Below are 20,918 nucleotides of genomic sequence, written 5' to 3' on the forward strand. Positions count from 1 at the left end.
AAAAAAATTAGAAGGTCATTAAGTAAATTGGTCGAATTTTCTGAAAATTCAAGAATTTTCTTCTGTTCATTACCTTTAAAATGTGCTATAATAGTAAAAACTGAAATGGGAGGGAACAAATGACTGAATTAGATACACGTCACCGCAGTAGCATTTATGACAGTATGGTTAAATCACCAAACCGTGCCATGCTTCGTGCGACTGGTATGACAGATAAGGACTTTGAAACACCGATTGTGGGAGTAATCTCGACTTGGGCGGAAAACACACCATGTAACATCCACTTGCATGATTTTGGGAAATTGGCTAAAGAAGGTGTCAAATCTGCAGGTGCTTGGCCTGTGCAGTTTGGGACTATCACTGTAGCGGACGGGATTGCCATGGGAACGCCTGGTATGCGTTTCTCTTTGACATCTCGTGATATCATTGCGGACTCTATTGAGGCGGCTATGGGTGGTCACAACGTCGATGCCTTCGTCGCTATCGGTGGCTGTGATAAGAACATGCCTGGTTCTATGATTGCCATTGCTAATATGGATATCCCAGCTATTTTCGCCTATGGTGGTACCATTGCACCCGGAAATCTTGATGGCAAAGACATCGACTTGGTTTCTGTTTTTGAGGGTATCGGAAAATGGAACCACGGTGATATGACGGCTGAGGACGTAAAACGTCTTGAATGTAATGCCTGCCCTGGCCCTGGTGGCTGTGGTGGTATGTACACTGCCAATACCATGGCGACTGCTATCGAAGTTCTCGGTATGAGTTTGCCAGGTTCATCATCTCACCCAGCTGAATCAGCTGATAAGAAAGAAGATATCGAAGCGGCAGGACGTGCTGTTGTTAAGATGTTGGAACTTGGTCTCAAGCCATCAGATATCTTGACTCGTGAAGCCTTTGAAGATGCCATCACTGTAACCATGGCTCTCGGTGGTTCTACAAACGCCACTCTTCACTTGCTTGCTATTGCCCATGCTGCCAATGTTGACTTGTCACTTGAGGACTTCAATACAATCCAAGAACGCGTTCCTCACTTGGCAGACTTAAAACCATCTGGTCAGTATGTCTTCCAAGACCTCTACGAAGTCGGTGGTGTGCCTGCGGTTATGAAATATTTGTTGGCGAATGGCTTCCTTCATGGAGACCGCATCACATGTACTGGTAAGACTGTAGCTGAGAACTTGGCTAATTTTGCAGACCTCACACCAGGTCAAAAAGTTATCATGCCACTTGAAAATCCAAAACGTGCGGACGGTCCGCTTATCATCTTGAACGGGAACCTTGCCCCTGACGGTGCGGTTGCCAAGGTATCAGGTGTTAAAGTGCGTCGTCACGTTGGTCCAGCTAAGGTCTTTGACTCAGAAGAAGATGCTATTCAGGCCGTTCTGACAGATGAAATCGTTGATGGCGATGTAGTCGTTGTTCGTTTCGTTGGACCTAAGGGTGGTCCTGGTATGCCTGAGATGCTGTCACTTTCATCAATGATTGTTGGTAAAGGTCAGGGAGACAAGGTTGCCCTCTTGACAGATGGCCGTTTCTCTGGTGGTACTTATGGTCTGGTTGTTGGACATATCGCTCCTGAAGCTCAGGATGGTGGACCGATTGCCTACCTTCGTACAGGCGATATCGTTACGGTTGACCAAGATACTAAAGAAATTTCCATGGCCGTATCCGAAGAAGAACTTGAAAAACGCAAGGCAGAAACAACCTTGCCACCACTTTACAGCCGTGGTGTCCTCGGTAAATATGCCCATATCGTATCATCTGCTTCACGCGGAGCCGTGACAGACTTCTGGAATATGGACAAGTCAGGTAAAAAATAAAATCATACTCTTCGAAAATCTCTTCAAACCACGTCAACGTCGCCTTGCTGTAGGTATGGTTACTGACTTCGTCAGTTCTATCTACAACCTCAAAACACTGTTTTGAGCAACCTGCGGCTAGTTTCCTAGTTTGCTCTTTGGTTTTCATTGAGTATCAAAAAGCAAGCCAACTTCGGCTTGCTTTTTTTCATCTTCAAAAGTAATTTGCCTGCTTAACGAGGTGGCAGTCCAAGGGCAATGCGGCCGTAGCGACTGATTCGTGTAATCTTCCAGGCAGGCGACCAGGTAACTTCAACCTTGACATCTTCGATACCCTCGATTTGTTTCAGACCTGCCACGATTTCGATAGGCAGGCTTTCGGCGCAATCGCAGGCGGTGTCGGTGAAGGTCATGACAATCTTACAGAGGCCTGTTTCGTCTAGATTGATCTCATAAATCAGCCCTAGATTGTACACATCCAATTCCACATCTGTATCAAAAACCTTCTCTAGTTTTTCGATAATTTGGTCTTGCAAGGCCAAAGCCCGGTCATTGATTTTGATATCGTCTCTCATTACAGTCCCTCCACGTGATAAATATCCTCTATTTTCTCATAATTCTGACAATTTGGCAAGTTTTTGATGAATTTTCTGAAAAAATATGATAATATAAAGAAAACACTGAATCAAGGGGAAGCCTATGGAGCAGATTGGAAAAGTCTTTAGACAATTACGAGAGTCAAGAAATATCTCGCTGAGACAAGCAACTGGGGGACAATTTTCGCCGTCTATGTTATCTCGCTTTGAAACAGGTCAGAGTGAGCTTTCGGTGGAAAAGTTCTTATTTGCCCTAGAAAATATATCTGCTAGTGTAGAGGAAATTCTCTTTCTAGCGAGAGGTTTTCAGTATGATACAGATTCTGAGTTGAGAAAAGAAATCCTAGATGTCTTGGATCCAAAGAATATAGCTCCGCTTGAGGACTTGTATCGCAGGGAGTATCAAAAGCATGCCCATTCTCACAATAAACAGAAACATATTCTAAATGCCATTATTATCAAGTCTTATATGAAGAGCATGGATGAAAGGGTAGAGTTAACAGCAGAGGAAGGGAAAGTTCTTCATGATTATTTGTTTTCTACCGAGATCTGGGGAATCTATGAACTCAATTTATTTTCAGTCAGTTCACCATTTCTATCTGTTTCTCTTTTCACTAGGTATGTTAGAGAAATGGTACATAAATCTGATTTTCTAATGGAAGTGTCTGGCAATCGAAACCTGTTTCACACTATACTATTGAATGGCTTTTTAGCTAGCATTGAGTGTGAAGAATTTACCAATTCCTCTTATTTTAAACGTGTCATCGAAGAGCATTTCTACAATGAAAATGAGACCTACTTTCGAATTGTCTATTTGTGGGCAGAAGGTCTTCTTGATAGCAAGCAAGGTAGAGTCAAGGAAGGCCAGAAAAAGATGGAAGATGCTGTCCGTATTTTTGAGATGCTTGGCTGTAATAAATCTGCAGATTACTATAGAAAAACGACCGATTGTTGAATATCTGCAAACTAAGAAAATCATTTGAAATTTTAAGCGATAGAACTATTGAGCTTTCTCTGGCCATCAAAGAAGTTCTATCGTTTTTTTGCTCATTTTATTTGTTGTATATATTCAAAAGTTTTTCCTCTAAAATTTCTAAGTGCTATACTATAGTCATACTTCACATAAAACTTCGAACAAGAAGGGAGATTATCTATGAAACTATTGTTTAGAAATCAAGCTTATCGACTCTTGACTGTGTCACGTTTCTTCAATGCTTTTGGTGCTTCAATTTTTAACCTGGTATTTATCGTTTATGCATCGACCCTGCCACAAGCTTCTTTTGCTGTTGCTATGGCGAATATTGTCATGATCATTCCGACTCTCTTTACAGTTTTTGTAGGGATTCGGGCAGATTACACGAGGGCCAAGGTCAAATGGATGGTCTATAGCGGTTTGTTTCAGGCGGTTTTATTTTTTCTAGCAGCCCTAGTTGTTCAGCAAGCTAGTCTCTTTGCCTTTTCTAGCCTGTGTTTAATCAATGTCATTAGTGATGTCATCAGTGATTTTGCAGGTGGTTTGCGCATGCCTCTTATTAAGGAAAAAGTAGCTGAAGATGATTTGATGGAGGCTTACTCTTTTTCCCAGTTCATCACCTATATTTCAGCTATTGGTGGTCAAGCTTTTGGAGTCTGGCTCTTAGGTCTATCGGTCAACAATTTTTCCCTCGTTGCGGGAATCAATGCCTGTTTTTTCCTAGTATCAGCCGTTATCCTCTTTTTAGGAAAAAGCAAATTGAGCCTGTCAATGTCATCTGCTGATGGTAAAATTCTAAAAAATGAGAAGCTTCCGATCAAAGAGCAGTTCCTAACGATTTATCGAAATTTACGTCTCGTTTTTCTTAAAGGTGGACAGAAAAACTTTGGATTCATGATCTTTGCTGTCTTGCTTATCAATGCCTTGGGTGGGGCTTTAGGAAGCATCTATAACATCTTCTTTTTGAGCCATTCTCTCTTGAATTTTTCTTACACAGAGGCACTATTTATCAATCAATTCGGTGTTTTAGTAGCAATCATCATCAGTAGCCTTACGGGCAATGATTATTTTGGGAAGCAGTCCTTGCCTAGATTGATGATGTGGGTGACCGTAGGACTCAGTCTAATTGGTCTAGCTAATTTATTCAATCAAGTCGTACTTGGTTTACTATTTCTCTTTTCAACTCTGTATGTGTCTGGTAAAGTTCAACCAAAGATTAGTGCCATGCTCATGAAAAATCTAGCTCCAGAGGTTCTAGCTCGTACCAGTAATTTTTTAGGTCTCTTGTTTACCTTATCCATACCTGTGGGAACAGCCTGTTTTTCACTTGTAGCCGTATGGAATATACAGTTGACTTGGATACTATTTGTTGGTTTTTCCTTCCTAGCTATTCTTTTGACAGTTATTAATCTCAAAAATGATATCTAATACTCTTCGAAAATCTCTTCAAACCACGTCAGTGTCGCCTTACCGTACTCAAGTACAGCTTGCGGCTAACTTCCTAGTTTGCTTTTTGATTTTCATTGAGTATAAATCCTAATTTTTTTCTTACTGTTTTAATCCCTTTATTTATGGTAAAATAAGACTATTAAGTTTAAAGAGGATTCCCTATGAAATTACAAAAACCAAAAGGAACGCAGGATATCTTGCCTGCTGAGTCTGCCAAGTGGCAGTATGTTGAGGGCTTTGCCCGTGAGATTTTCAAGCGCTACAACTACGCAGAAGTGCGCACGCCCATTTTTGAGCATTACGAGGTTATCAGTCGCTCTGTCGGAGATACAACGGATATCGTAACCAAGGAAATGTACGATTTCTATGACAAGGGTGACCGCCATATCACCCTCCGTCCAGAAGGAACTGCGCCCGTTGTCCGTTCCTATGTGGAAAATAAACTCTTCGCCCCAGAAGTGCAAAAGCCAAGCAAGTTCTATTACATGGGACCTATGTTCCGTTATGAGCGTCCACAGGCAGGGCGTTTGCGCCAATTCCACCAGATTGGTGTTGAGTGTTTTGGCTCTAGCAATCCAGCTACCGATGTGGAAACAATCGCTATGGCAGCCCATTTCTTGAAAGAAATCGGTATCCAAGGTGTCAAATTGCACCTCAACACTCTTGGAAATCCTGAGAGCCGTGCGGCCTACCGTCAAGCCTTGATTGACTATTTGACACCGCTCAAGGAGACCTTGTCTAAGGATAGCCAACGTCGTTTGGAGGAAAATCCTCTCCGTGTCTTGGACTCTAAAGAAAAAGAAGACAAGGTAGCAGTAGAGAATGCGCCGTCTATCTTGGACTTTCTTGATGAAGAAAGCCAAGCTCATTTTGATGCGGTGCGTCAGATGTTGGAAAATCTTGGAGTAGACTATATCATCGATACCAATATGGTGCGTGGTCTAGACTACTACAACCACACCATTTTCGAGTTTATCACTGAGATTGAGGGCAATGACCTGACAGTCTGTGCAGGTGGTCGTTACGATGGTTTGGTTGCTTACTTTGATGGCCCTGAAACTGCTGGATTTGGTTTTGGACTTGGTGTAGAGCGCCTGCTTCTCATTCTTGAAAAGCAAGGTGTGGCCCTCCCTATCGAAAACGCCCTAGATGTCTATATCGCAGTCTTGGGTGATGGAGCAAATGTCAAGGCTTTGGAATTGGTACAAGCTCTTCGCCAACAAGGATTCAAAGCAGAGCGTGATTACCTCAATCGTAAACTCAAAGCTCAATTCAAGTCAGCCGATGTCTTTGCGGCTAAGACTCTCATCACTCTAGGAGAGAGTGAAGTCGAAAGCGGACAAGTAACGGTTAAGAACAACCAAACCCGAGAAGAAGTGCAAGTGTCACTTGAAACAATCAGCCAAAACTTCTCAGAAATCTTTGAAAAATTAGGATTTTAATGATAGATAAACTGGTCAGGAACCTGCTCCTGACCTTTTTCTTTTGCAAAATGACAAAAATCATAAACTTTTTGACAAATATGCTTGTCAAAAAGAAAAAGATGTGTTACAATGTAAGCAAGTTAAGAGAAAAGGAGAAAGGAACGATTATGTGGGCATTAGGATTTGTACCTCTTGTGATTATGTATTATATCTACCATTCCCAAAAGGTCAAGAAACTGGAGAATAAAATCAAAAGAATTGAGCAAAAACAGAAAGGAAATAAAGAAATGTCAAGATTATTAAAAGAATTGATTGGGAAGAAACCAACAATCATTGGACAAGTGTTTGGAACAGACAACTGGGAAGTTGTGGATGTTGATGAGGAATGGGTCAAGCTACGCCGTGTTGATAAAAAGGGAAAAGAAAAATTCAAACTACAACGCATTGAGGATATCCAAACCGTTGAATTTGACGGAAAGTAGGTGTGTAACATGCAACTAAAAAATCGTCTAAAAGAGCTTCGGGCTCGCGATGGTCTCAATCAAACCGAACTGGCCAAGTTGGCAGAAGTTTCGAGGCAGACCATTAGCCTATTAGAACGGGACGAATACACCCCGTCAGTTGTGATTGCCTTGAAAATATCTCAGATTTTCAACGAAACAGTCGAATCGGTATTTCGCTTGGAGGAGGATGAGTGATGAACATGTATAGAGTGGTTTATTTTATGAGTGTTCTTGCCCTTATTGTGAATGCATTTGCTATGATTGGAACATTACTGGGTTGGTTCTATTTTGTTGAAAGTAAGTATTTGTTTTGGATTAACTTAGTCCTCTTGTCCATTTTCAATCGGTTGAAGAAAAAGGAGAAAGATGATGAACAAGTATAAAGTGATTTATTATGTAGTTGCCATAGCTCTATTAGTCAGCGTATTTCTACTGATTGGGATAGACTTAGGCTGGTTTAGTCCCTATCAAAGTAACAAATTTGTTTGGGCCTATTTTGCCCTCATACCAGTAATTGAATGGATTGAAAAGAAATCAAAAAATCTAGCAAGTGAAAAAGGAGAATGAATATGAAAAAGAAAAAGAAACGTGGATTGTTGTTTTTAATGTCTATTGTCTTGGGATTTTTTTTGGCCATGTTTGTAGGGATGTTTAAGGCACTTGCTGAATCCCACGGAATTATGTTAGATGTAAAAATCTTGATACCATGGATATCAGCTATTTGTTTAGTGTTAGGTTTCATTAGCATACTTTTGACATTCAATTTCTTAAAGAAAAGCAGAAAATTTCATTCCTTGTATCAAGAGGAAATGGATGATGATCTGAATGAAACCTATTATGTGCAAATGTATCGGAATCTCGAGTTTGGAACCATTGCTTTTAATATTGCAAGTGTAGCGATTTTATTAGCTCTTTTCATCTCAGCAAGTGAAATGGTTGTACTAAATGGAAGCCATATAACCTTACCTCTTTCTTTTTTGGCATTAGTGCTGATTTTCAGTGTTCAAAAATATCTTTTTAAGACCATTGCGATTGTTCGTCAGTTTGATTTGGTATTTTTCTCTACACCAAAGGATATCTTAGAGCATTTCGATTCTTACGATGAAGGGGAGTGCAAGGCTAATTTGGAACAGAGTTTTCGGATTTTATTCCAATTAAATCAGTATGTCTTGCCAATCTTATATATTTTTCTTTTTATCATTTCTTTCTTGACAGGAAAGATTCAATTACTGTCCTTATTGCTTGTAGGAGCAATCCATGTTTATATCAATGTGATGCAGTTGCCTATGGTGAAACGTTATTTTAAATAAAGGAGTTTCTATGATTCGTGTTGAAAATGTAAGCAAAAGTTTTGGGAGCAAAAAAGCTCTTCATCAGATTTCTTTTGAGATTAAGGAGGGTGAAATCTTTGGTTTTCTTGGCCCTTCTGGCTCAGGTAAAACAACCATGATCAATGTCTTAACAGGACAGTTGGCTGCAGATCAAGGTAAAACAGTTTTGTTAGGCAAGAATTCTCAAGATTTAACCTCAAATGATTTGGAACAAATCGGTATAGTTAGTGATGGCAGTGGTTTTTATGAAAAGATGAGTCTTTACAAAAATCTTCTCATCTATGCTAAGTTATATGGTCTCAAGTCAGATAGAGTAGTTCAGGTGCTTCAACAGGTTGGATTGGCAGATGCTAAAGATATTATCGCAGAAAAGTTATCTACTGGAATGAAACAACGAATGTTCTTGGCCCGTGCCCTTCTTAATGCTCCTAAGATTCTCTTTCTAGATGAGCCAACCAGTGGCTTAGACCCTACAACATCTAAGATGATTCATACCCTACTACAAGAATTAAAGCAGGCAGGAACAACTATCTTTCTGACCACGCACGATATGAATGAGGCAACTCTGCTTTGTGATCGCTTATCTCTTTTGAATAAGGGTAACCTAATAGAGTATGGAAGTCCGCAAGATATTATCCAGAAGTACCATGTGGATAAGAAAGTACGTGTGGTTTATAATAATGGACGAGAACAGATAGTTCCATTTGAAGAATTGCCACATTTAGACACGACAGATTTGATGGTGGTTCACTCTTGTGAGCCGACTTTAGAAGAGATCTTTATCAGATTGACAGGAGAAAAGTTAGATGTTTAGAAAATTAAATGCCCTACTATGGTTAAGAGTACAAGTTCTTATTAGCAATTCAAGTTTGTTAGCAACTTTATTGATGCCTTTTGGTATTGCTGTTCTATATAATGAATTCATGAATAAGAATGGAGAATTGAGTATGTTTCTCCTTTCTATGAGTTTGACGATGGTCTTGAGCATGGGAAGTGGTTATATGGTATCGATTATGATGGCAGAAGATAAGGAAAAACGAAATCTTAAATCACTCATTCTAAGTGGTGTGACAGCAACAGAATATACTTTCAGTATGCTCGTTCTCCCTATTCTGATAATGTTGCTTGCTATGATTGCACTTCCCATCTATCTTAGAGTAGATGTATCTGGTTATTTATTTGCCTATGTTATCTATTTGCTCCTAGCAACGATTAGTATTATTTTTCTCAACCTTCTAATCGGTGCAGTGTCAGATACTCAGTCTAAAGCGCAAGTTTATAGTATGTTTCCTGTGTTTATCGTCTCTTTTTTACCCATGATTGCTCTTCAAAATGATACGGTTCAGAAAGTGTTGGATTACTCTTTTATTGGTCCAATTGTAAATCTTTTAAATAAAAAAGGTGGGGAAATATCTTTTTCTAATATTGGTATGTTACTTGCCTGGGTACTTGTGTTAGGAATAGCGAACCTCTTTGTATTGAAAAATAGCTATAAAGCAAGATAGGAGATTTATATGAAACTACTTAAAAACCTCGGCTGGTTTCTTCTAGCCATTCTATCTTTTCTGGTTATCTATGGGACCGTTCAAAGTGGGGCTGTAGAAGCTTTGAAACTGGGCGCTTCGCCCTATGCTACTACCTTGCTTTATGTGGCCTTGGCTGGAGTATATGTGTACGTCATTTATAAATGGTACCAGAAAGCTCCTGTTCATATTGAGAAGAGTGGCTTTAACCGATTTATTTGGCTCCCTGCCTTGGTTTGGTTCTTATCTCTGGTTGTCCAGTTTTTCTTGCCAAATGATCCTTCAGTAAATCAACAAACAGCGATAGACTTGACCTTGTCTCAACCCCTTTTCTCATTCTTTGCGGTCGTTATTTTTGCTCCTTTGACGGAAGAGCTTATCTTTAGAGGGATGTTGGCACGCTATCTCTTTCCTAAGCAGGACAATAGTAAACAAACTCTGCTTTTCCTTCTGGTAACAAGTGTTCTATTTGCCTTGATTCATTTCCCAGGAACTTTGCAACAGTTTTTGGTTTATGCTAGTCTAGGATTGAGTTTGGGGCTGGCTTATGTAAGTCGAAAAGGTCTTCTTTACAGCATTTCTCTTCACGCTTTGAATAATTTAGTGAGCTTTTTGATGATTCTCATGCTATAATAGAGTCAGGAGGTCACATGAAACGAGTAATTTTATTAGCAGTGATTCAAGCAGTCGTTCTATTTTTCATCATTGGAGCGCTAGCTTATGCCTTTAAGGGCGATTTCTTCTATAACTATCTAGCAGTCGTCTTTGCCCCTATTGCAGGTGTCTTGCGCTTTGGGACAGCTTACACAACGGAAATTGTCTTGCCTCGAAAGGCAGCCGAAATTGCTGAAAAGCGTAAAGCAGGCAACAATTCAAAATAAAAGAGTCCGATGAACTTCATCGGATTTTTGTATGGGCGTCAATTTTTAGAGTCTTCACTTGATTTTTAAAGACTGGCAAACTTTTCTGATGATTTTCATGAAGAGCCTGCGCTTTTATGGTAAAATAGTAACAGAATAAAAGAGGAGAGAAACAATGAAACGTAGTATGTATGCTGGTCGTGTTCGTGAGGAACACATCGGACAAGAAATAACCTTGAAAGGATGGGTTGGCCGTCGTCGTGACCTTGGTGGTTTGATCTTTATCGATCTTCGTGACCGTGAAGGAATTATGCAGTTGGTTATCAACCCTGAAAAAGTATCTGCAGAGGTCATGGCAACAGCTGAAAGCCTTCGTAGCGAATTTGTTATCGAGGTGACTGGACAGGTCGCTGCGCGTGAGCAAGCCAATGATAAGTTGCCAACTGGTGCAGTTGAGTTAAACGTGACAGCTCTGACAGTGCTTAATACAGCTAAAACAACCCCATTTGAGATTAAGGATGGCATTGAGGCTAATGACGATACACGTTTACGTTACCGTTACCTTGACCTTCGTCGTCCAGAGATGCTGGAAAACCTCAAACTTCGTGCTAAAGTGACCCACTCTATTCGCAATTACTTGGATGAGTTGGAGTTTATCGACGTGGAGACACCATTCCTTTCTAAGTCAACTCCTGAAGGGGCGCGTGACTATTTGGTGCCGTCTCGTGTTAATAAAGGGCATTTTTACGCTCTTCCTCAAAGTCCACAAATCACGAAACAGCTCTTGATGAATGCTGGTTTTGACCGTTACTACCAAATCGTTAAATGTTTCCGTGACGAGGACTTGCGTGGTGACCGCCAGCCTGAGTTCACACAGGTTGACTTGGAAACATCTTTCCTTACTGAGCAAGAAATCCAAGATATCACAGAAGGTTTGATTGCGCGCGTGATGAAAGAAACTAAAGGCATCGAAGTGACGCTTCCATTTCCTCGTATGAAATATGATGATGCTATGGCTCTTTACGGTTCTGACAAGCCAGATACCCGTTTTGACATGTTGCTTCAGGACCTGACAGCAGTAGTCAAAGGTGTAGACTTTAAAGTCTTTTCAGAAGCACCTGCTGTAAAAGCAATTGTGGTCAAAGGAGCTGCGGACAACTATTCACGTAAAGACATCGACAAGATGACCGAAGTAGCCAAACAGTATGGTGCCAAAGGTCTTGCTTGGGTCAAGGTGGTTGATGGAGAATTAAACGGACCAGTTGCCAAGTTCTTGACTAGCATCCAAGCAGAATTGACAACAGCGCTTGCTCTTGAAGATAAGGACTTGGTTCTCTTTGTGGCGGATACGCTTGAAGTGGCTAATGCAACGCTTGGTGCCCTTCGTGGACGTATTGCCAAAGAGCTTGGTTTGATTGATAATGATAAATTCAACTTCCTTTGGGTTGTTGACTGGCCAATGTTTGAATGGTCTGAAGAAGAAGGTCGTTACATGAGCGCCCACCATCCATTTACTCTACCACAGGAAGAGACTGCTCACGAATTAGAAGGTGATTTGGCGAAGGTTCGTGCCATTGCTTACGATATTGTCTTGAACGGTTATGAACTTGGTGGTGGTAGCCTTCGTATCAACCAAAAAGACCTTCAAGAACGTATGTTCAAGGCTCTTGGTTTCTCAGCCGAAGAAGCAAATGACCAGTTTGGTTTCCTTCTTGAAGCCATGGACTATGGTTTCCCACCACACGGTGGCTTGGCTATCGGGCTTGACCGATTTGTCATGCTCTTAGCAGGAGAAGAAAATATTCGTGAAGTTATTGCCTTCCCTAAGAACAATAAGGCAAGTGACCCAATGACACAAGCTCCTTCAACAGTAGCTCTCAAACAACTAGAGGAACTCAGCTTACAAGTAGAAGAAGATGAAACAAGCAAAACGAATTAAGCGGTGGCGCTATTATCTGCGCCGCTTTGCTCATCAGATAAAAATTTTACGTGTCTTACAAAGCATCTCTCGCGAAAAATATGATGAGAAGATTTCGGCCTCTCTGGTCTATGGATTTTTATCAGCAGTAGCGGTCAATTTCTTTTTCCAACCAGGTCATGTGTATTCGAGTGGTGCGACAGGTCTGGCACAGATTATCTCTGCCTTGAGTAATCACTGGTTTGGTTTTCATATCCCGATTTCGTTGACCTTCTATGCCATTAATTTCCCTTTGATGGTCTTGGCTTGGTATCAAATTGGGCATAAGTTCACCGTCTTTACCTTTATAACGGTATCCATGAGTTCCTTCTTTATCCAGTTTGTCCCTGTGGCGACCTTGACGGAGGATCCCATTATCAATGCCCTTTTTGGGGGTGTTGTCATGGGCTTGGGGATTGGTTTTGCTCTTCGAAACAATATCTCCAGTGGTGGGACGGATATCGTCAGCCTGACTATTCGCAAGAAAACGGGTAAGAATGTTGGTAGTATTTCTTTCTTGGTAAATGGGACCATCATGCTGATAGCAGGCTTGACCTTTGGTTGGGAATACGCTCTCTACTCTATGATTACCATCTTTGTCTCTAGCCGTGTCACAGACGCTGTCTTTACCAAGCAAAAACGGATGCAGGCCATGATTGTGACCAATCATCCAGAGAAGGTAATTGAAAAAATCCATAAAAAATTGCACCGCGGTGCAACCATGATCCACGATGCAGAAGGAACCTATAATCACGAAAGAAAGGCAGTTTTAATCACTGTCATTACACGTGCAGAGTTTAATGAATTTAAACAGATTATGAAACAGGTGGATCCAAGCGCCTTTGTCTCTGTCTCGGAGAATGTTCATATTTTGGGACGGTTCGTTGAAACAGATAATTAGTGATCAAAAAAACCAGCTCGAGCTGGTTTTTATTTTTCGATAATTTTGTGGGCAATCAACTGGCGATAACAAATTTGTTTATTGCTTTTAGCATCATTGATGATCTGGAGAATAGTTTCAAAGGAAACACGACCAAGCTCCAAACTATTGATATCGACATAGGCTGCCAAGTTGAGCTTGGGATTGACTGAGTCGAAGCTGAGGACAGGGACATCCAGTTGGTGTTTTGCGATGTAATCACAGACCCCTGCAGCAAGGAGACTATCAATGGTAATAATAGCGTCAATATTTGGATCGTGTTTGAAGAGAAGTCTACTAAAGCGATAACCATTATCTTCAAGAAATTCAGTAGCAAAGTAAGTCAGATTAGTATCGAGAGGAAGTTGGTATTGTTTTAGAGCTAGCTCGTAACCTGTCAGACGGTCTTGTGTTACGAAGAGTCGCTTAGTACCTCCGATAAAGGCAATTCGCTTGCATCCTTTTTTGATGAAATACTCTGTCGCATCAAAACCAGCTTGGACATTGTCATTATCGACAAGTGGAATGAAGGGAGATAGAGATTTACCTAAGATAAGGAAAGGAAATTGCTCGTCTGCTACTAACTTAACCAAAGGGTCCTCTTCTTGGGCATAGAGGAAAATCAAACCATCTACACGCTTACCATAGACCATCTGAGAAATAGCTTTAAGACGCTCTTTGGCATCTTTACCTGTCGCGATCTGAATGGCGTAGTGGTTTTCAGAGGCGACTTGGGCGATACCACGGAGGACAGATGGGAAGAAAGGATTTTGATAGAAGGCGTCTGAGTCGTCAGGAAGCACCAAGCCGATAACTTGGGTATAACTGCTTACCAAACTACGAGCGTTGAGGTTGGGGTGGTAATTGAGCTCCTTCATAGCCTTACGAACACGTTTTTTTGTTTCGTCGCTAATGGTTGATTTGTTTTGAATAACACGGGTTACGGTTGAAGGTGAAACACCAGCAGCCTTGGCCACGTCTTTAATCGTAACGGGCATAAAAATCTCCTATTTATGGTAATCTGGATCACGGAAATGCGTTTTATAAAAGATAGTGACCAGATACAGAACAAAAAGAATGTTTTGTACAGTGATGAGGTTTGACATATTTTGGCCAAAGAGTCCCAAAATAAGTGTAATCAGAGTTGGTAATCCTAAACAGTTCAAGATAAAATGGTAGCACTCTTTAAAGGTCCTAAATGAAAAGAGGCGTGATTTCTTAGTGATATAAAGGAGAAGACTCGCTCCTAGAGAGACGATAAAGAAATTCAAACCAAAGAGGAAGCTCGCACCGAGAACTAGAAAGAGACTGATATAGACACGATTCTGCTGGTACCAGTCTTTAGAAATGGCTTGGGTCAAGCTGTCTTTACTTTTGAAACTCTCAGTCTCAATCGCTCGGTAAGAGATACGGGTCAGCTCTTTACTTTCCTTGCTGATGACGAGCTCATTCGTATCGAAATGCAGTTGCAAGTCTTTAGGTAATTCCTTGCTTTGACTTGGACCGATTAAAAGAGAAGGCGTTTGACTAGCTGTTCCTGTATAAGTAAATTTACCATCAACAATTCTAGCGTGTTCAGAGAGATCCTGTACAACCTCATCTGTCAATGGTTCATAGACATTATCGATAAAGGTTTCTAGCGGATAAGTCTCCTGCGAGCTGTTTTGGATGGCAATAGGTACCATAGATAAGCTGATAAGGAAGATACTGGTAAAGAGAAGTTGGAACCAGTTGAGTCCGAAACGTTTGGACAGGGGCTTACGAAATCCCCAAATACTTGAAAAATAGGAAAATGGATATGGAAGCATAGGTATCTTTCTAAAAGGTGTTTTCTATATGAGTATTATTATATAGAGAAATGTGCTTTATTTCAAGTCTAGGAGAAAAATTGCTTGTTACAAGGATGTTATTTACAGTAACAATCGCTAATACTCAATGAAAATCAAAGAGCAAACTAGGAAGCTAGCCGCAGGTTGCTCAAAACAGTGTTTTGAGGTTGCAGATGGAAGCTGACGTGGTTTGAAGAGGTTTTCGAAGAGTATAAAATGAAAAAGGGTGGCGGGGATATATTATCCCTTGTCGCCACCACTTGTAAGTCCTGAAACAAAGTTCTTTTGTAGGAAGAAGAAGAGAATACAGATTGGAAGGGCGATGAGGATAGCACCTGCTGAGAAGTAGGCAATCTTCATGTTTTTCACATTGCTAACGAAGGTTTGGAGACCTACGGCAACAGTAAAGTATTCTTTCTCACGAAGCAAGAAACTAGAGAGGATATAGTCTCCAAAAGGTCCCATGAAGGCCCAGAGAGCTTGTACGGCAACCATTGGGCGAACAAGTGGAAGAACAATTTGCCAGAAGCGGCGGAAGTGTCCTGCACCGTCTAGTTTTGCAGATTCGTCTAGAGACATTGGCACTGTATCGAAGTAGCCCTTCATGAGCCAAGCATTCATTGGGATACCACCACCAACGTAGAGGAAGATGAGGAACCAGCTGTGGTTAAGGGCGTTCAACATAAGTGCCATAACGAAGAAGGCTGTCAAAGCGGCCATTGTTGGAACCATTTGGATAATCAAGAAGAAGACCAAACTTTGTTTACGAGCCAAGAAATTGTAACGGCTATAAGCATAACCAGCAAGTACGATAATACTTGTTTGAACAGCCATAGTAATTAAGGCGATAATCAAAGTGTTGAGGTACCAAGTACCGTACAAGGTTTCAGTGAAGAGGCCTTTAAAGTTATCAAAATTGAGGTCGATATTAGTATCTAGTTTAAAGGCTGAGACGTTACCTGCTTTAAAGGCTGACATGATGGTAATCAAAAGTGGATAGATAATCACGATTGATAGGCCAATTAAGTAGAGGTAAGTAAGGGTTTGAGTCAGTCTACGTTTGAGTTTAATTGAGTTATTCATCTTAGACATCCTCCATATCAAATGCGTGTAGTTTCTTGAATGCGATCATAGAGATTGAGATGACAATGATAGAGATAATCAAGGTAACAGCTGCCGCCATTGAGTATTGAGGAGATGTACCTGTTGTCAAACGGTAGATCCATGAAATCAAGATATCTGTTGAACCAGCTCCACCTCCGACACTACCAGGACCTCCACCATTGAAGAGGTACATGATAGAGAAGTTGTTAAAGTTGAAGGTGTATTGGCTAATCAAAGTAGGTGCTGCCACAGCCAAGATCATTGGGAAAGTGATGTTGCGGAATTTTTGCCAAGCATTAGCACCGTCAATATAAGCTGCTTCGTAAAGGTCGTTAGGAATAGATTGCAAGATACCCAAAGTCAAAACGTAGATATATGGGAATCCAAGCCAACCTTGCATCATAATCAAGGCAACCTTAGTCCAAGTAGGGTCTGTTTTCCAAGGGATAAGAGCCCCATCAAGGAAAGGAAGGAATTTAGCAAAGATCGGCAAGACTTGAGTGTTGATAGCACCGACACTATCATTAAACATATTTGAGAATGTCAAGATAGTGATGAAGGCTGGGACAGCCCAAGGAAGAAGGAAAATAACACCAAAGATACGTTTTCCTTTGATAAATGGTTGGTTAGCAATGATAGCTGTGAAGATACCAATCACGATCTGTAAAGTTGAGGCAGATAAAGCCCAGATGATAGTCCAAGAAAGAACAGAACCAAAGGCAGAACGGAAGGTACTCAAGCTCCAAATGTTTGTAAAGTTGGTCAAACCGACCCAGTCCAACAATTTGTTTGGTGGCAAGTGTTGGAAGTCGTAGTTGGTAAAGGCGATCATCAAGGTTACGATAACTGGGAAGATAATCGCAAAAGTCATTGCAATATAAGATGGAATGATCAAGAGGTAAGGGAAACCATTTTCATAGATTCCTTTGACCATTTCCTTAAAGGTAAGTGCTACTGGAATACCATTGTTAATGTGTTTGGCAGTTGTATGTGCATCTTTGATATTTGCGAAATAAAAGAGTACATAAACGACTACAAAGATTAAATGGAAGGCACCACGAATCAGCATGAAGAGGGAATTATCACGACCTGGTTTATCACCAAGAGTGATGAGATTACTCAATTCAGGGGCTGCAAGTGCTAGGAAATAGAGGACAAATACAAGGGTTACACCAAGGAAGATAAAACCTTTGGCCTTTTGTTTATTGTAAATCTGTCCTAACCCAGGAATGATAGACAGCAGGGCTGCTTTACTAGGTTGTTGCTTTTCCATAATAACTCCTTTCATAGGATACTGGTTTCTAATTAAAACCTAAACTATATATGTTTTTTATTGATAAATTCAAAGGGGGATTTGAATTCCACCCCCCTTGAACAAATTTTTTATTCACCAAATTTTTGTTTGATTGTTTCTTTGATCAATGTTACAGCATCGTTTGCAGCTGTCTTAGCATCTTTCTTACCACTTACAGCTTCAAACAACATTGTTTTAGCTGGGTCCCAAACTGCTGACATTTGAGAGATGTTTGGCATTGGTTGAGCGTTCTTGAACTGTTTGATAACAGCTGTTGTCAACTCATCATTTTTACCTTCAGCGTATGAACGAGCTTCAGTGTTAGCTGGGATTTCGTTAGTTGTATCGTAGAAGGCTTTTTGTTCTTCAGTTGAAACAAGGAAGTCTACAAATTTTTGAGCAGCTTCAAGGTTCTTAGTGCTTGATGGGATGATCCAAGCTTTACCACCACCGAATGCTGCGTAGTCTTTTCCGTTTGGAAGAGTTGGGATAGTTGCAACACCGTAGTTTACTTTAGCGTCTTTGAAGGCTTTAGCTTTCCAAGGTCCATCGATGATAGCAGCTGTTTTACCTTCTTGGAATTGAGTTTGGATTAGGTTTCCAGCTCCTTCAGTATCTTGCATACCTTTAGGCCATTTTTCATACCAAGATTTAGCGTAGTTGATACCTGCGATAGAACCGTCGTTGGCAAGACCGATGTCTTTAGCGTCTTTACCGTTTTGTCCGAATACGTAACCGCCGTTACCAGCAAGAAGTCCGTATGCAAAGTAGAAGTTTGTCCAGTCAGCTAGGAAAGCAGAAGTTTTTCCATCTTCTCCAGCGAATGCGTATTTGCTATCTTTAGCAAGGTTTTCCAAGTCAGCAAATGTTTTTGGAGCTTCTTTTACCAAGTCTTTGTTGTAGTACATAACAAGTGACTCGATAACGGCAGGAGCACCGTAAACTTTACCGTCAGCAGCTGTTACAAGAGATTTAGTTTTATCATCTGTTTTAGCGCCGTCGCTCAATTTAACTTCTGAAAGTTGTCCGTCAGTACCAAGGCTACCTACACGGTCGTATGGTGCCATCATAACGTCAGCAGCTTTACCAGATTGGTTGTCTAGAGAAAGGTTGTCAAGACCACCCATTTGGTCTCCGGTTTTGATAGTCACTTTTACGCCAGCTTCTTTTTCGTAAGCTTTTGCAGCTGTTTCAGCAAATGCTTTATATTGATCTTCAACGTAAAGAGTGATTTCTTTACCTGCAGATGAACCAGCATCAGCAGCTTTTTCAGCAGGTTTGCTTCCGCAAGCTACCAAAAGCAAGCTAGCAAGTGTAACAGTTCCAAGCACAGCAGCGCTCTTCATGAATTTAGATGACATAGTGTATTCCTCCTAAAGAATAACAAATTTTATAATGAGGAAACGCAAACGTTTTCCTTTATGGGACTAGTATAGCACATTTAGAAAGCGGTTGCAAGTGTTTTTTGTAAAAATTTCTAAAAAAATTGTAAAAAAAGTAAACGCTTTATTGCTTTTTAATAGTAGAAATAATAAAAAATCTTTAAAGACAGGGTTGGTAAGACAGCGAAAACGATTGCCTTAATCGATTATAAATAATTAAAGTAATTGAGCCTTTAGTTTTGTAAAATAAGGTAAGGGAGATTGATAATACTATATTATCAGTTGAATAGAGAATATATATGCGAGTACAAAGAAAAAATTTTAAAAAAATAATCAAAAAAGTTTTTTAAAACCGCTTGCATTTATCAAAAAAATGCGATATACTTATTTCAACGCAAACGTTTGCGTTCGTAAAAATGAAACAAGAACTATAAACACATGAGGTGCTTATTATGAAAAAACGTCAAAGTGGTGTGTTGATGCACATTTCTTCTCTTCCTGGAGCATACGGAATCGGATCATTTGGTAAAAGTGCTTACGACTTCGTTGATTTCTTGGTTCGCACAAAACAACGTTACTGGCAAATCCTTCCACTAGGAACAACTAGTTACGGAGATTCTCCTTACCAATCTTTCTCAGCCTTCGCAGGGAATACTCATTTCATAGATTTGGATGTCTTGGTGGAACAAGGCTTGTTGCAAGCAAGTGACCTTGAAGGAGTTGACTTTGGTAGCGATGCATCTGAAGTTGACTATGCTAAAATCTACTATGCACGTCGTCCTCTTTTAGAAAAAGCGGTAAAACGTTTCTTTGAAGTCGGAGATGTTAAAGATTTTGAGAAATTTGCTCAAGACAACCAATCATGGCTTGAACTCTTTGCAGAGTATATGGCTATCAAAGAGAATTTTGACAATCTTGCTTGGACTGAATGGCCAGATGCAGATGCTCGTGCTCGCAAAGCTTCAGCACTTGAAAGCTACCGTGAGCAATTGGCAGACAAGTTGGTTTACCACCGTGTGACTCAATACTTCTTCTTCCAACAATGGTTGAAGTTGAAAGCCTACGCTAACGACAACCATATCGAAATCGTTGGGGACATGCCAATCTACGTAGCGGAAGATTCAAGCGATATGTGGGCAAATCCACATCTCTTCAAGACAGATGTCAACGGTAAAGCAACTTGCATCGCAGGATGCCCACCAGATGAGTTTTCTGCAACTGGTCAGCTTTGGGGTAACCCAATCTATGACTGGGAAGCAATGGACAAAGACGGCTACAAATGGTGGATTGAACGCTTGCGTGAAAGCTTCAAAATCTACGATATCGTTCGTATCGACCACTTCCGTGGCTTCGAATCTTACTGGGAAATCCCTGCTGGTTCCGATACAGCAGCACCTGGTGAGTGGGTCAAAGGTCCTGGCTACAAGCTTTTTGCAGCTGTTAAGGAAGAACTTGGTGAGCTAAACATCATCGCTGAAGACCTTGGCTTCATGACTGATGAAGTGATCGAGTTGCGTGAACGCACTGGCTTCCCAGGAATGAAAATTCTTCAATTTGCCTTCAACCCAGAAGACGAAAGTATCGACAGCCCACACTTGGCACCTGCTAACTCAGTTATGTACACAGGAACACACGATAACAATACGGTCCTTGGTTGGTACCGTAACGAGATCGATGATGCAACTCGTGAGTACATGGCTCGCTATACTAACCGTAAAGAATACGAAACAGTGCCACACGCTATGCTTCGTACAGTCTTTTCATCAGTTAGCTTCATGGCAATTGCAACTATGCAAGATTTGCTAGAATTGGATGAGACAGCTCGTATGAACTTCCCATCTACCCTTGGTGGAAACTGGTCTTGGCGTATGACTGAAGATCAATTGACACCAGCTGTCGAGGAAGGTTTGCTTGACTTGACAACAATCTATCGACGAATTAATGAAAATTTGGTAGAATTAAAGAAATAATA

General features: G+C 40.8%; 22 protein-coding genes. 16 read left to right on the forward strand and 6 right to left on the reverse strand.

The genetic code is table 11. From position 1 onward, the window contains the following. Window positions 1-119 precede the first annotated feature (119 nt). Entirely contained in the window at window positions 120-1,823 is a 1,704-nt protein-coding gene (gene ilvD, locus QM843_RS03560) for a dihydroxy-acid dehydratase (RefSeq protein WP_315008961.1), read from the forward strand. 212 nt (window positions 1,824-2,035) lie between these two features. Here the strand turns inward: ilvD and QM843_RS03565 are convergent, their stop codons facing one another. Next, window positions 2,036-2,377 carry a metal-sulfur cluster assembly factor gene (locus tag QM843_RS03565; protein WP_001204052.1) on the reverse strand — a complete coding sequence of 114 codons (342 nt, stop codon included), beginning with the start codon at window positions 2,375-2,377 and terminating at the stop codon, window positions 2,036-2,038. Window positions 2,378-2,501: 124 nt separating this feature from the next. Here QM843_RS03565 and rgg point away from each other — a divergent pair, with 124 nt between their 5' ends. The 14 genes from rgg to QM843_RS03635 all read left to right on the forward strand — a co-directional run bounded on the left by rgg (window position 2,502) and on the right by QM843_RS03635 (window position 13,319). After that, window positions 2,502-3,353: a quorum-sensing system transcriptional regulator Rgg gene (gene rgg / locus QM843_RS03570; RefSeq protein ID WP_414304505.1), complete on the forward strand. Its 852-nt coding sequence runs from the start codon at window positions 2,502-2,504 to the stop codon at window positions 3,351-3,353. A gap of 198 nt (window positions 3,354-3,551) precedes the next feature. Beyond that, window positions 3,552-4,799: an MFS transporter gene (locus tag QM843_RS03575; RefSeq protein WP_414304504.1), complete on the forward strand. Its 1,248-nt coding sequence runs from the start codon at window positions 3,552-3,554 to the stop codon at window positions 4,797-4,799. 182 nt (window positions 4,800-4,981) lie between these two features. After that, window positions 4,982-6,262 carry a histidine--tRNA ligase gene (gene hisS, locus QM843_RS03580; RefSeq protein ID WP_000775845.1) on the forward strand — a complete coding sequence of 427 codons (1,281 nt, stop codon included), beginning with the start codon at window positions 4,982-4,984 and terminating at the stop codon, window positions 6,260-6,262. Beyond that, window positions 6,262-6,726, forward strand: coding sequence for a hypothetical protein (locus QM843_RS03585; protein ID WP_414304503.1), 465 nt, complete (start codon window positions 6,262-6,264; stop codon window positions 6,724-6,726). The genes hisS and QM843_RS03585 overlap by 1 nt, the downstream gene beginning before the upstream one ends. Before the next feature lie 9 nt (window positions 6,727-6,735). Beyond that, window positions 6,736-6,942, forward strand: coding sequence for a helix-turn-helix transcriptional regulator (locus tag QM843_RS03590; protein WP_001176233.1), 207 nt, complete (start codon window positions 6,736-6,738; stop codon window positions 6,940-6,942). Next, entirely contained in the window at window positions 6,942-7,130 is a 189-nt protein-coding gene (locus QM843_RS03595) for a hypothetical protein (protein ID WP_045606587.1), read from the forward strand. The genes QM843_RS03590 and QM843_RS03595 overlap by 1 nt, the downstream gene beginning before the upstream one ends. After that, the gene (locus QM843_RS03600) at window positions 7,117-7,314 is read left to right on the forward strand and encodes a hypothetical protein (RefSeq protein WP_045606589.1); all 198 of its coding nucleotides are present in this window, start codon (window positions 7,117-7,119) and stop codon (window positions 7,312-7,314) included. The genes QM843_RS03595 and QM843_RS03600 overlap by 14 nt, the downstream gene beginning before the upstream one ends. 2 nt (window positions 7,315-7,316) lie before the next feature. Beyond that, entirely contained in the window at window positions 7,317-8,057 is a 741-nt protein-coding gene (locus QM843_RS03605; protein ID WP_261116183.1) for a DUF3169 family protein, read from the forward strand. 10 nt (window positions 8,058-8,067) lie between these two features. After that, window positions 8,068-8,892: an ABC transporter ATP-binding protein gene (locus QM843_RS03610; RefSeq protein WP_414304502.1), complete on the forward strand. Its 825-nt coding sequence runs from the start codon at window positions 8,068-8,070 to the stop codon at window positions 8,890-8,892. Then, the gene (locus QM843_RS03615) at window positions 8,885-9,583 is read left to right on the forward strand and encodes an ABC transporter permease (RefSeq protein WP_414304501.1); all 699 of its coding nucleotides are present in this window, start codon (window positions 8,885-8,887) and stop codon (window positions 9,581-9,583) included. Before QM843_RS03610 ends, QM843_RS03615 begins: the two co-directional genes overlap by 8 nt. 9 nt (window positions 9,584-9,592) lie before the next feature. Next, complete coding sequence (locus tag QM843_RS03620) at window positions 9,593-10,234, forward strand: CPBP family intramembrane glutamic endopeptidase (RefSeq protein WP_020903389.1); 642 nt, start codon at window positions 9,593-9,595, stop codon at window positions 10,232-10,234. A 17-nt stretch (window positions 10,235-10,251) separates the two neighbouring features. Beyond that, on the forward strand, window positions 10,252-10,482 hold the full coding sequence (locus QM843_RS03625; RefSeq protein WP_000832185.1) for a hypothetical protein: 231 nt from the start codon (window positions 10,252-10,254) through the stop codon (window positions 10,480-10,482). Between the two features lie 154 nt (window positions 10,483-10,636). Continuing rightward, window positions 10,637-12,400, forward strand: coding sequence for an aspartate--tRNA ligase (gene aspS, locus QM843_RS03630; protein WP_020903390.1), 1,764 nt, complete (start codon window positions 10,637-10,639; stop codon window positions 12,398-12,400). Beyond that, window positions 12,378-13,319, forward strand: a complete 942-nt coding sequence (locus tag QM843_RS03635) for a YitT family protein (RefSeq protein WP_024057518.1) — start codon at window positions 12,378-12,380, stop codon at window positions 13,317-13,319. Before aspS ends, QM843_RS03635 begins: the two co-directional genes overlap by 23 nt. 29 nt (window positions 13,320-13,348) lie before the next feature. On the opposite strand, the gene QM843_RS03640 is transcribed toward QM843_RS03635, so the two are convergent. The 5 genes from QM843_RS03640 to QM843_RS03660 all read right to left on the reverse strand — a co-directional run bounded on the left by QM843_RS03640 (window position 13,349) and on the right by QM843_RS03660 (window position 18,925). Further along, window positions 13,349-14,335: a LacI family DNA-binding transcriptional regulator gene (locus QM843_RS03640; protein ID WP_001145419.1), complete on the reverse strand. Its 987-nt coding sequence runs from the start codon at window positions 14,333-14,335 to the stop codon at window positions 13,349-13,351. Window positions 14,336-14,344: 9 nt separating this feature from the next. Further along, on the reverse strand, window positions 14,345-15,145 hold the full coding sequence (locus QM843_RS03645) for a DUF1189 domain-containing protein (RefSeq protein ID WP_414304500.1): 801 nt from the start codon (window positions 15,143-15,145) through the stop codon (window positions 14,345-14,347). A gap of 261 nt (window positions 15,146-15,406) precedes the next feature. Continuing rightward, window positions 15,407-16,249 (reverse strand): sugar ABC transporter permease, encoded by an 843-nt coding sequence (locus QM843_RS03650; RefSeq protein ID WP_004236955.1) that lies wholly within the window; start codon window positions 16,247-16,249, stop codon window positions 15,407-15,409. Window position 16,250: 1 nt separating this feature from the next. Beyond that, the gene (locus QM843_RS03655; protein WP_049502290.1) at window positions 16,251-17,543 is read right to left on the reverse strand and encodes a carbohydrate ABC transporter permease; all 1,293 of its coding nucleotides are present in this window, start codon (window positions 17,541-17,543) and stop codon (window positions 16,251-16,253) included. A gap of 110 nt (window positions 17,544-17,653) precedes the next feature. Next, complete coding sequence (locus tag QM843_RS03660) at window positions 17,654-18,925, reverse strand: extracellular solute-binding protein (RefSeq protein ID WP_414304499.1); 1,272 nt, start codon at window positions 18,923-18,925, stop codon at window positions 17,654-17,656. 473 nt (window positions 18,926-19,398) lie between these two features. On the opposite strand from QM843_RS03660, the gene malQ reads away from it, so the two are divergent. Beyond that, on the forward strand, window positions 19,399-20,916 hold the full coding sequence (gene malQ, locus QM843_RS03665) for a 4-alpha-glucanotransferase (protein WP_414304498.1): 1,518 nt from the start codon (window positions 19,399-19,401) through the stop codon (window positions 20,914-20,916). Window positions 20,917-20,918: the final 2 nt, after the last annotated feature.

It is taken from the genome of Streptococcus mitis (assembly GCF_047463435.1).
GTDB classification, from domain to species: domain Bacteria; phylum Bacillota; class Bacilli; order Lactobacillales; family Streptococcaceae; genus Streptococcus; species Streptococcus mitis_DS.

Excerpts from the sequence above, each read along its gene's own strand:
- QM843_RS03650 (WP_004236955.1), bottom strand. The coding sequence starts at position 16,249 with ATGAATAACTCAATTAAACTCAAACGTAGACTGACTCAAACCCTTACT.
- ilvD (WP_315008961.1), top strand. The coding sequence starts at position 120 with ATGACTGAATTAGATACACGTCACCGCAGTAGCATTTATGACAGTATG.
- QM843_RS03660 (WP_414304499.1), bottom strand. The coding sequence starts at position 18,925 with ATGTCATCTAAATTCATGAAGAGCGCTGCTGTGCTTGGAACTGTTACA.
- rgg (WP_414304505.1), top strand. The coding sequence starts at position 2,502 with ATGGAGCAGATTGGAAAAGTCTTTAGACAATTACGAGAGTCAAGAAAT.
- malQ (WP_414304498.1), top strand. The coding sequence starts at position 19,399 with ATGAAAAAACGTCAAAGTGGTGTGTTGATGCACATTTCTTCTCTTCCT.
- QM843_RS03585 (WP_414304503.1), top strand. The coding sequence starts at position 6,262 with ATGATAGATAAACTGGTCAGGAACCTGCTCCTGACCTTTTTCTTTTGC.
- QM843_RS03565 (WP_001204052.1), bottom strand. The coding sequence starts at position 2,377 with ATGAGAGACGATATCAAAATCAATGACCGGGCTTTGGCCTTGCAAGAC.
- QM843_RS03625 (WP_000832185.1), top strand. The coding sequence starts at position 10,252 with ATGAAACGAGTAATTTTATTAGCAGTGATTCAAGCAGTCGTTCTATTT.
- QM843_RS03575 (WP_414304504.1), top strand. The coding sequence starts at position 3,552 with ATGAAACTATTGTTTAGAAATCAAGCTTATCGACTCTTGACTGTGTCA.
- QM843_RS03620 (WP_020903389.1), top strand. The coding sequence starts at position 9,593 with ATGAAACTACTTAAAAACCTCGGCTGGTTTCTTCTAGCCATTCTATCT.
- QM843_RS03655 (WP_049502290.1), bottom strand. The coding sequence starts at position 17,543 with ATGGAAAAGCAACAACCTAGTAAAGCAGCCCTGCTGTCTATCATTCCT.
- QM843_RS03610 (WP_414304502.1), top strand. The coding sequence starts at position 8,068 with ATGATTCGTGTTGAAAATGTAAGCAAAAGTTTTGGGAGCAAAAAAGCT.
- hisS (WP_000775845.1), top strand. The coding sequence starts at position 4,982 with ATGAAATTACAAAAACCAAAAGGAACGCAGGATATCTTGCCTGCTGAG.
- QM843_RS03640 (WP_001145419.1), bottom strand. The coding sequence starts at position 14,335 with ATGCCCGTTACGATTAAAGACGTGGCCAAGGCTGCTGGTGTTTCACCT.
- QM843_RS03615 (WP_414304501.1), top strand. The coding sequence starts at position 8,885 with ATGTTTAGAAAATTAAATGCCCTACTATGGTTAAGAGTACAAGTTCTT.
- QM843_RS03645 (WP_414304500.1), bottom strand. The coding sequence starts at position 15,145 with ATGCTTCCATATCCATTTTCCTATTTTTCAAGTATTTGGGGATTTCGT.
- QM843_RS03600 (WP_045606589.1), top strand. The coding sequence starts at position 7,117 with ATGAACAAGTATAAAGTGATTTATTATGTAGTTGCCATAGCTCTATTA.
- aspS (WP_020903390.1), top strand. The coding sequence starts at position 10,637 with ATGAAACGTAGTATGTATGCTGGTCGTGTTCGTGAGGAACACATCGGA.
- QM843_RS03635 (WP_024057518.1), top strand. The coding sequence starts at position 12,378 with ATGAAACAAGCAAAACGAATTAAGCGGTGGCGCTATTATCTGCGCCGC.
- QM843_RS03605 (WP_261116183.1), top strand. The coding sequence starts at position 7,317 with ATGAAAAAGAAAAAGAAACGTGGATTGTTGTTTTTAATGTCTATTGTC.
- QM843_RS03595 (WP_045606587.1), top strand. The coding sequence starts at position 6,942 with ATGAACATGTATAGAGTGGTTTATTTTATGAGTGTTCTTGCCCTTATT.
- QM843_RS03590 (WP_001176233.1), top strand. The coding sequence starts at position 6,736 with ATGCAACTAAAAAATCGTCTAAAAGAGCTTCGGGCTCGCGATGGTCTC.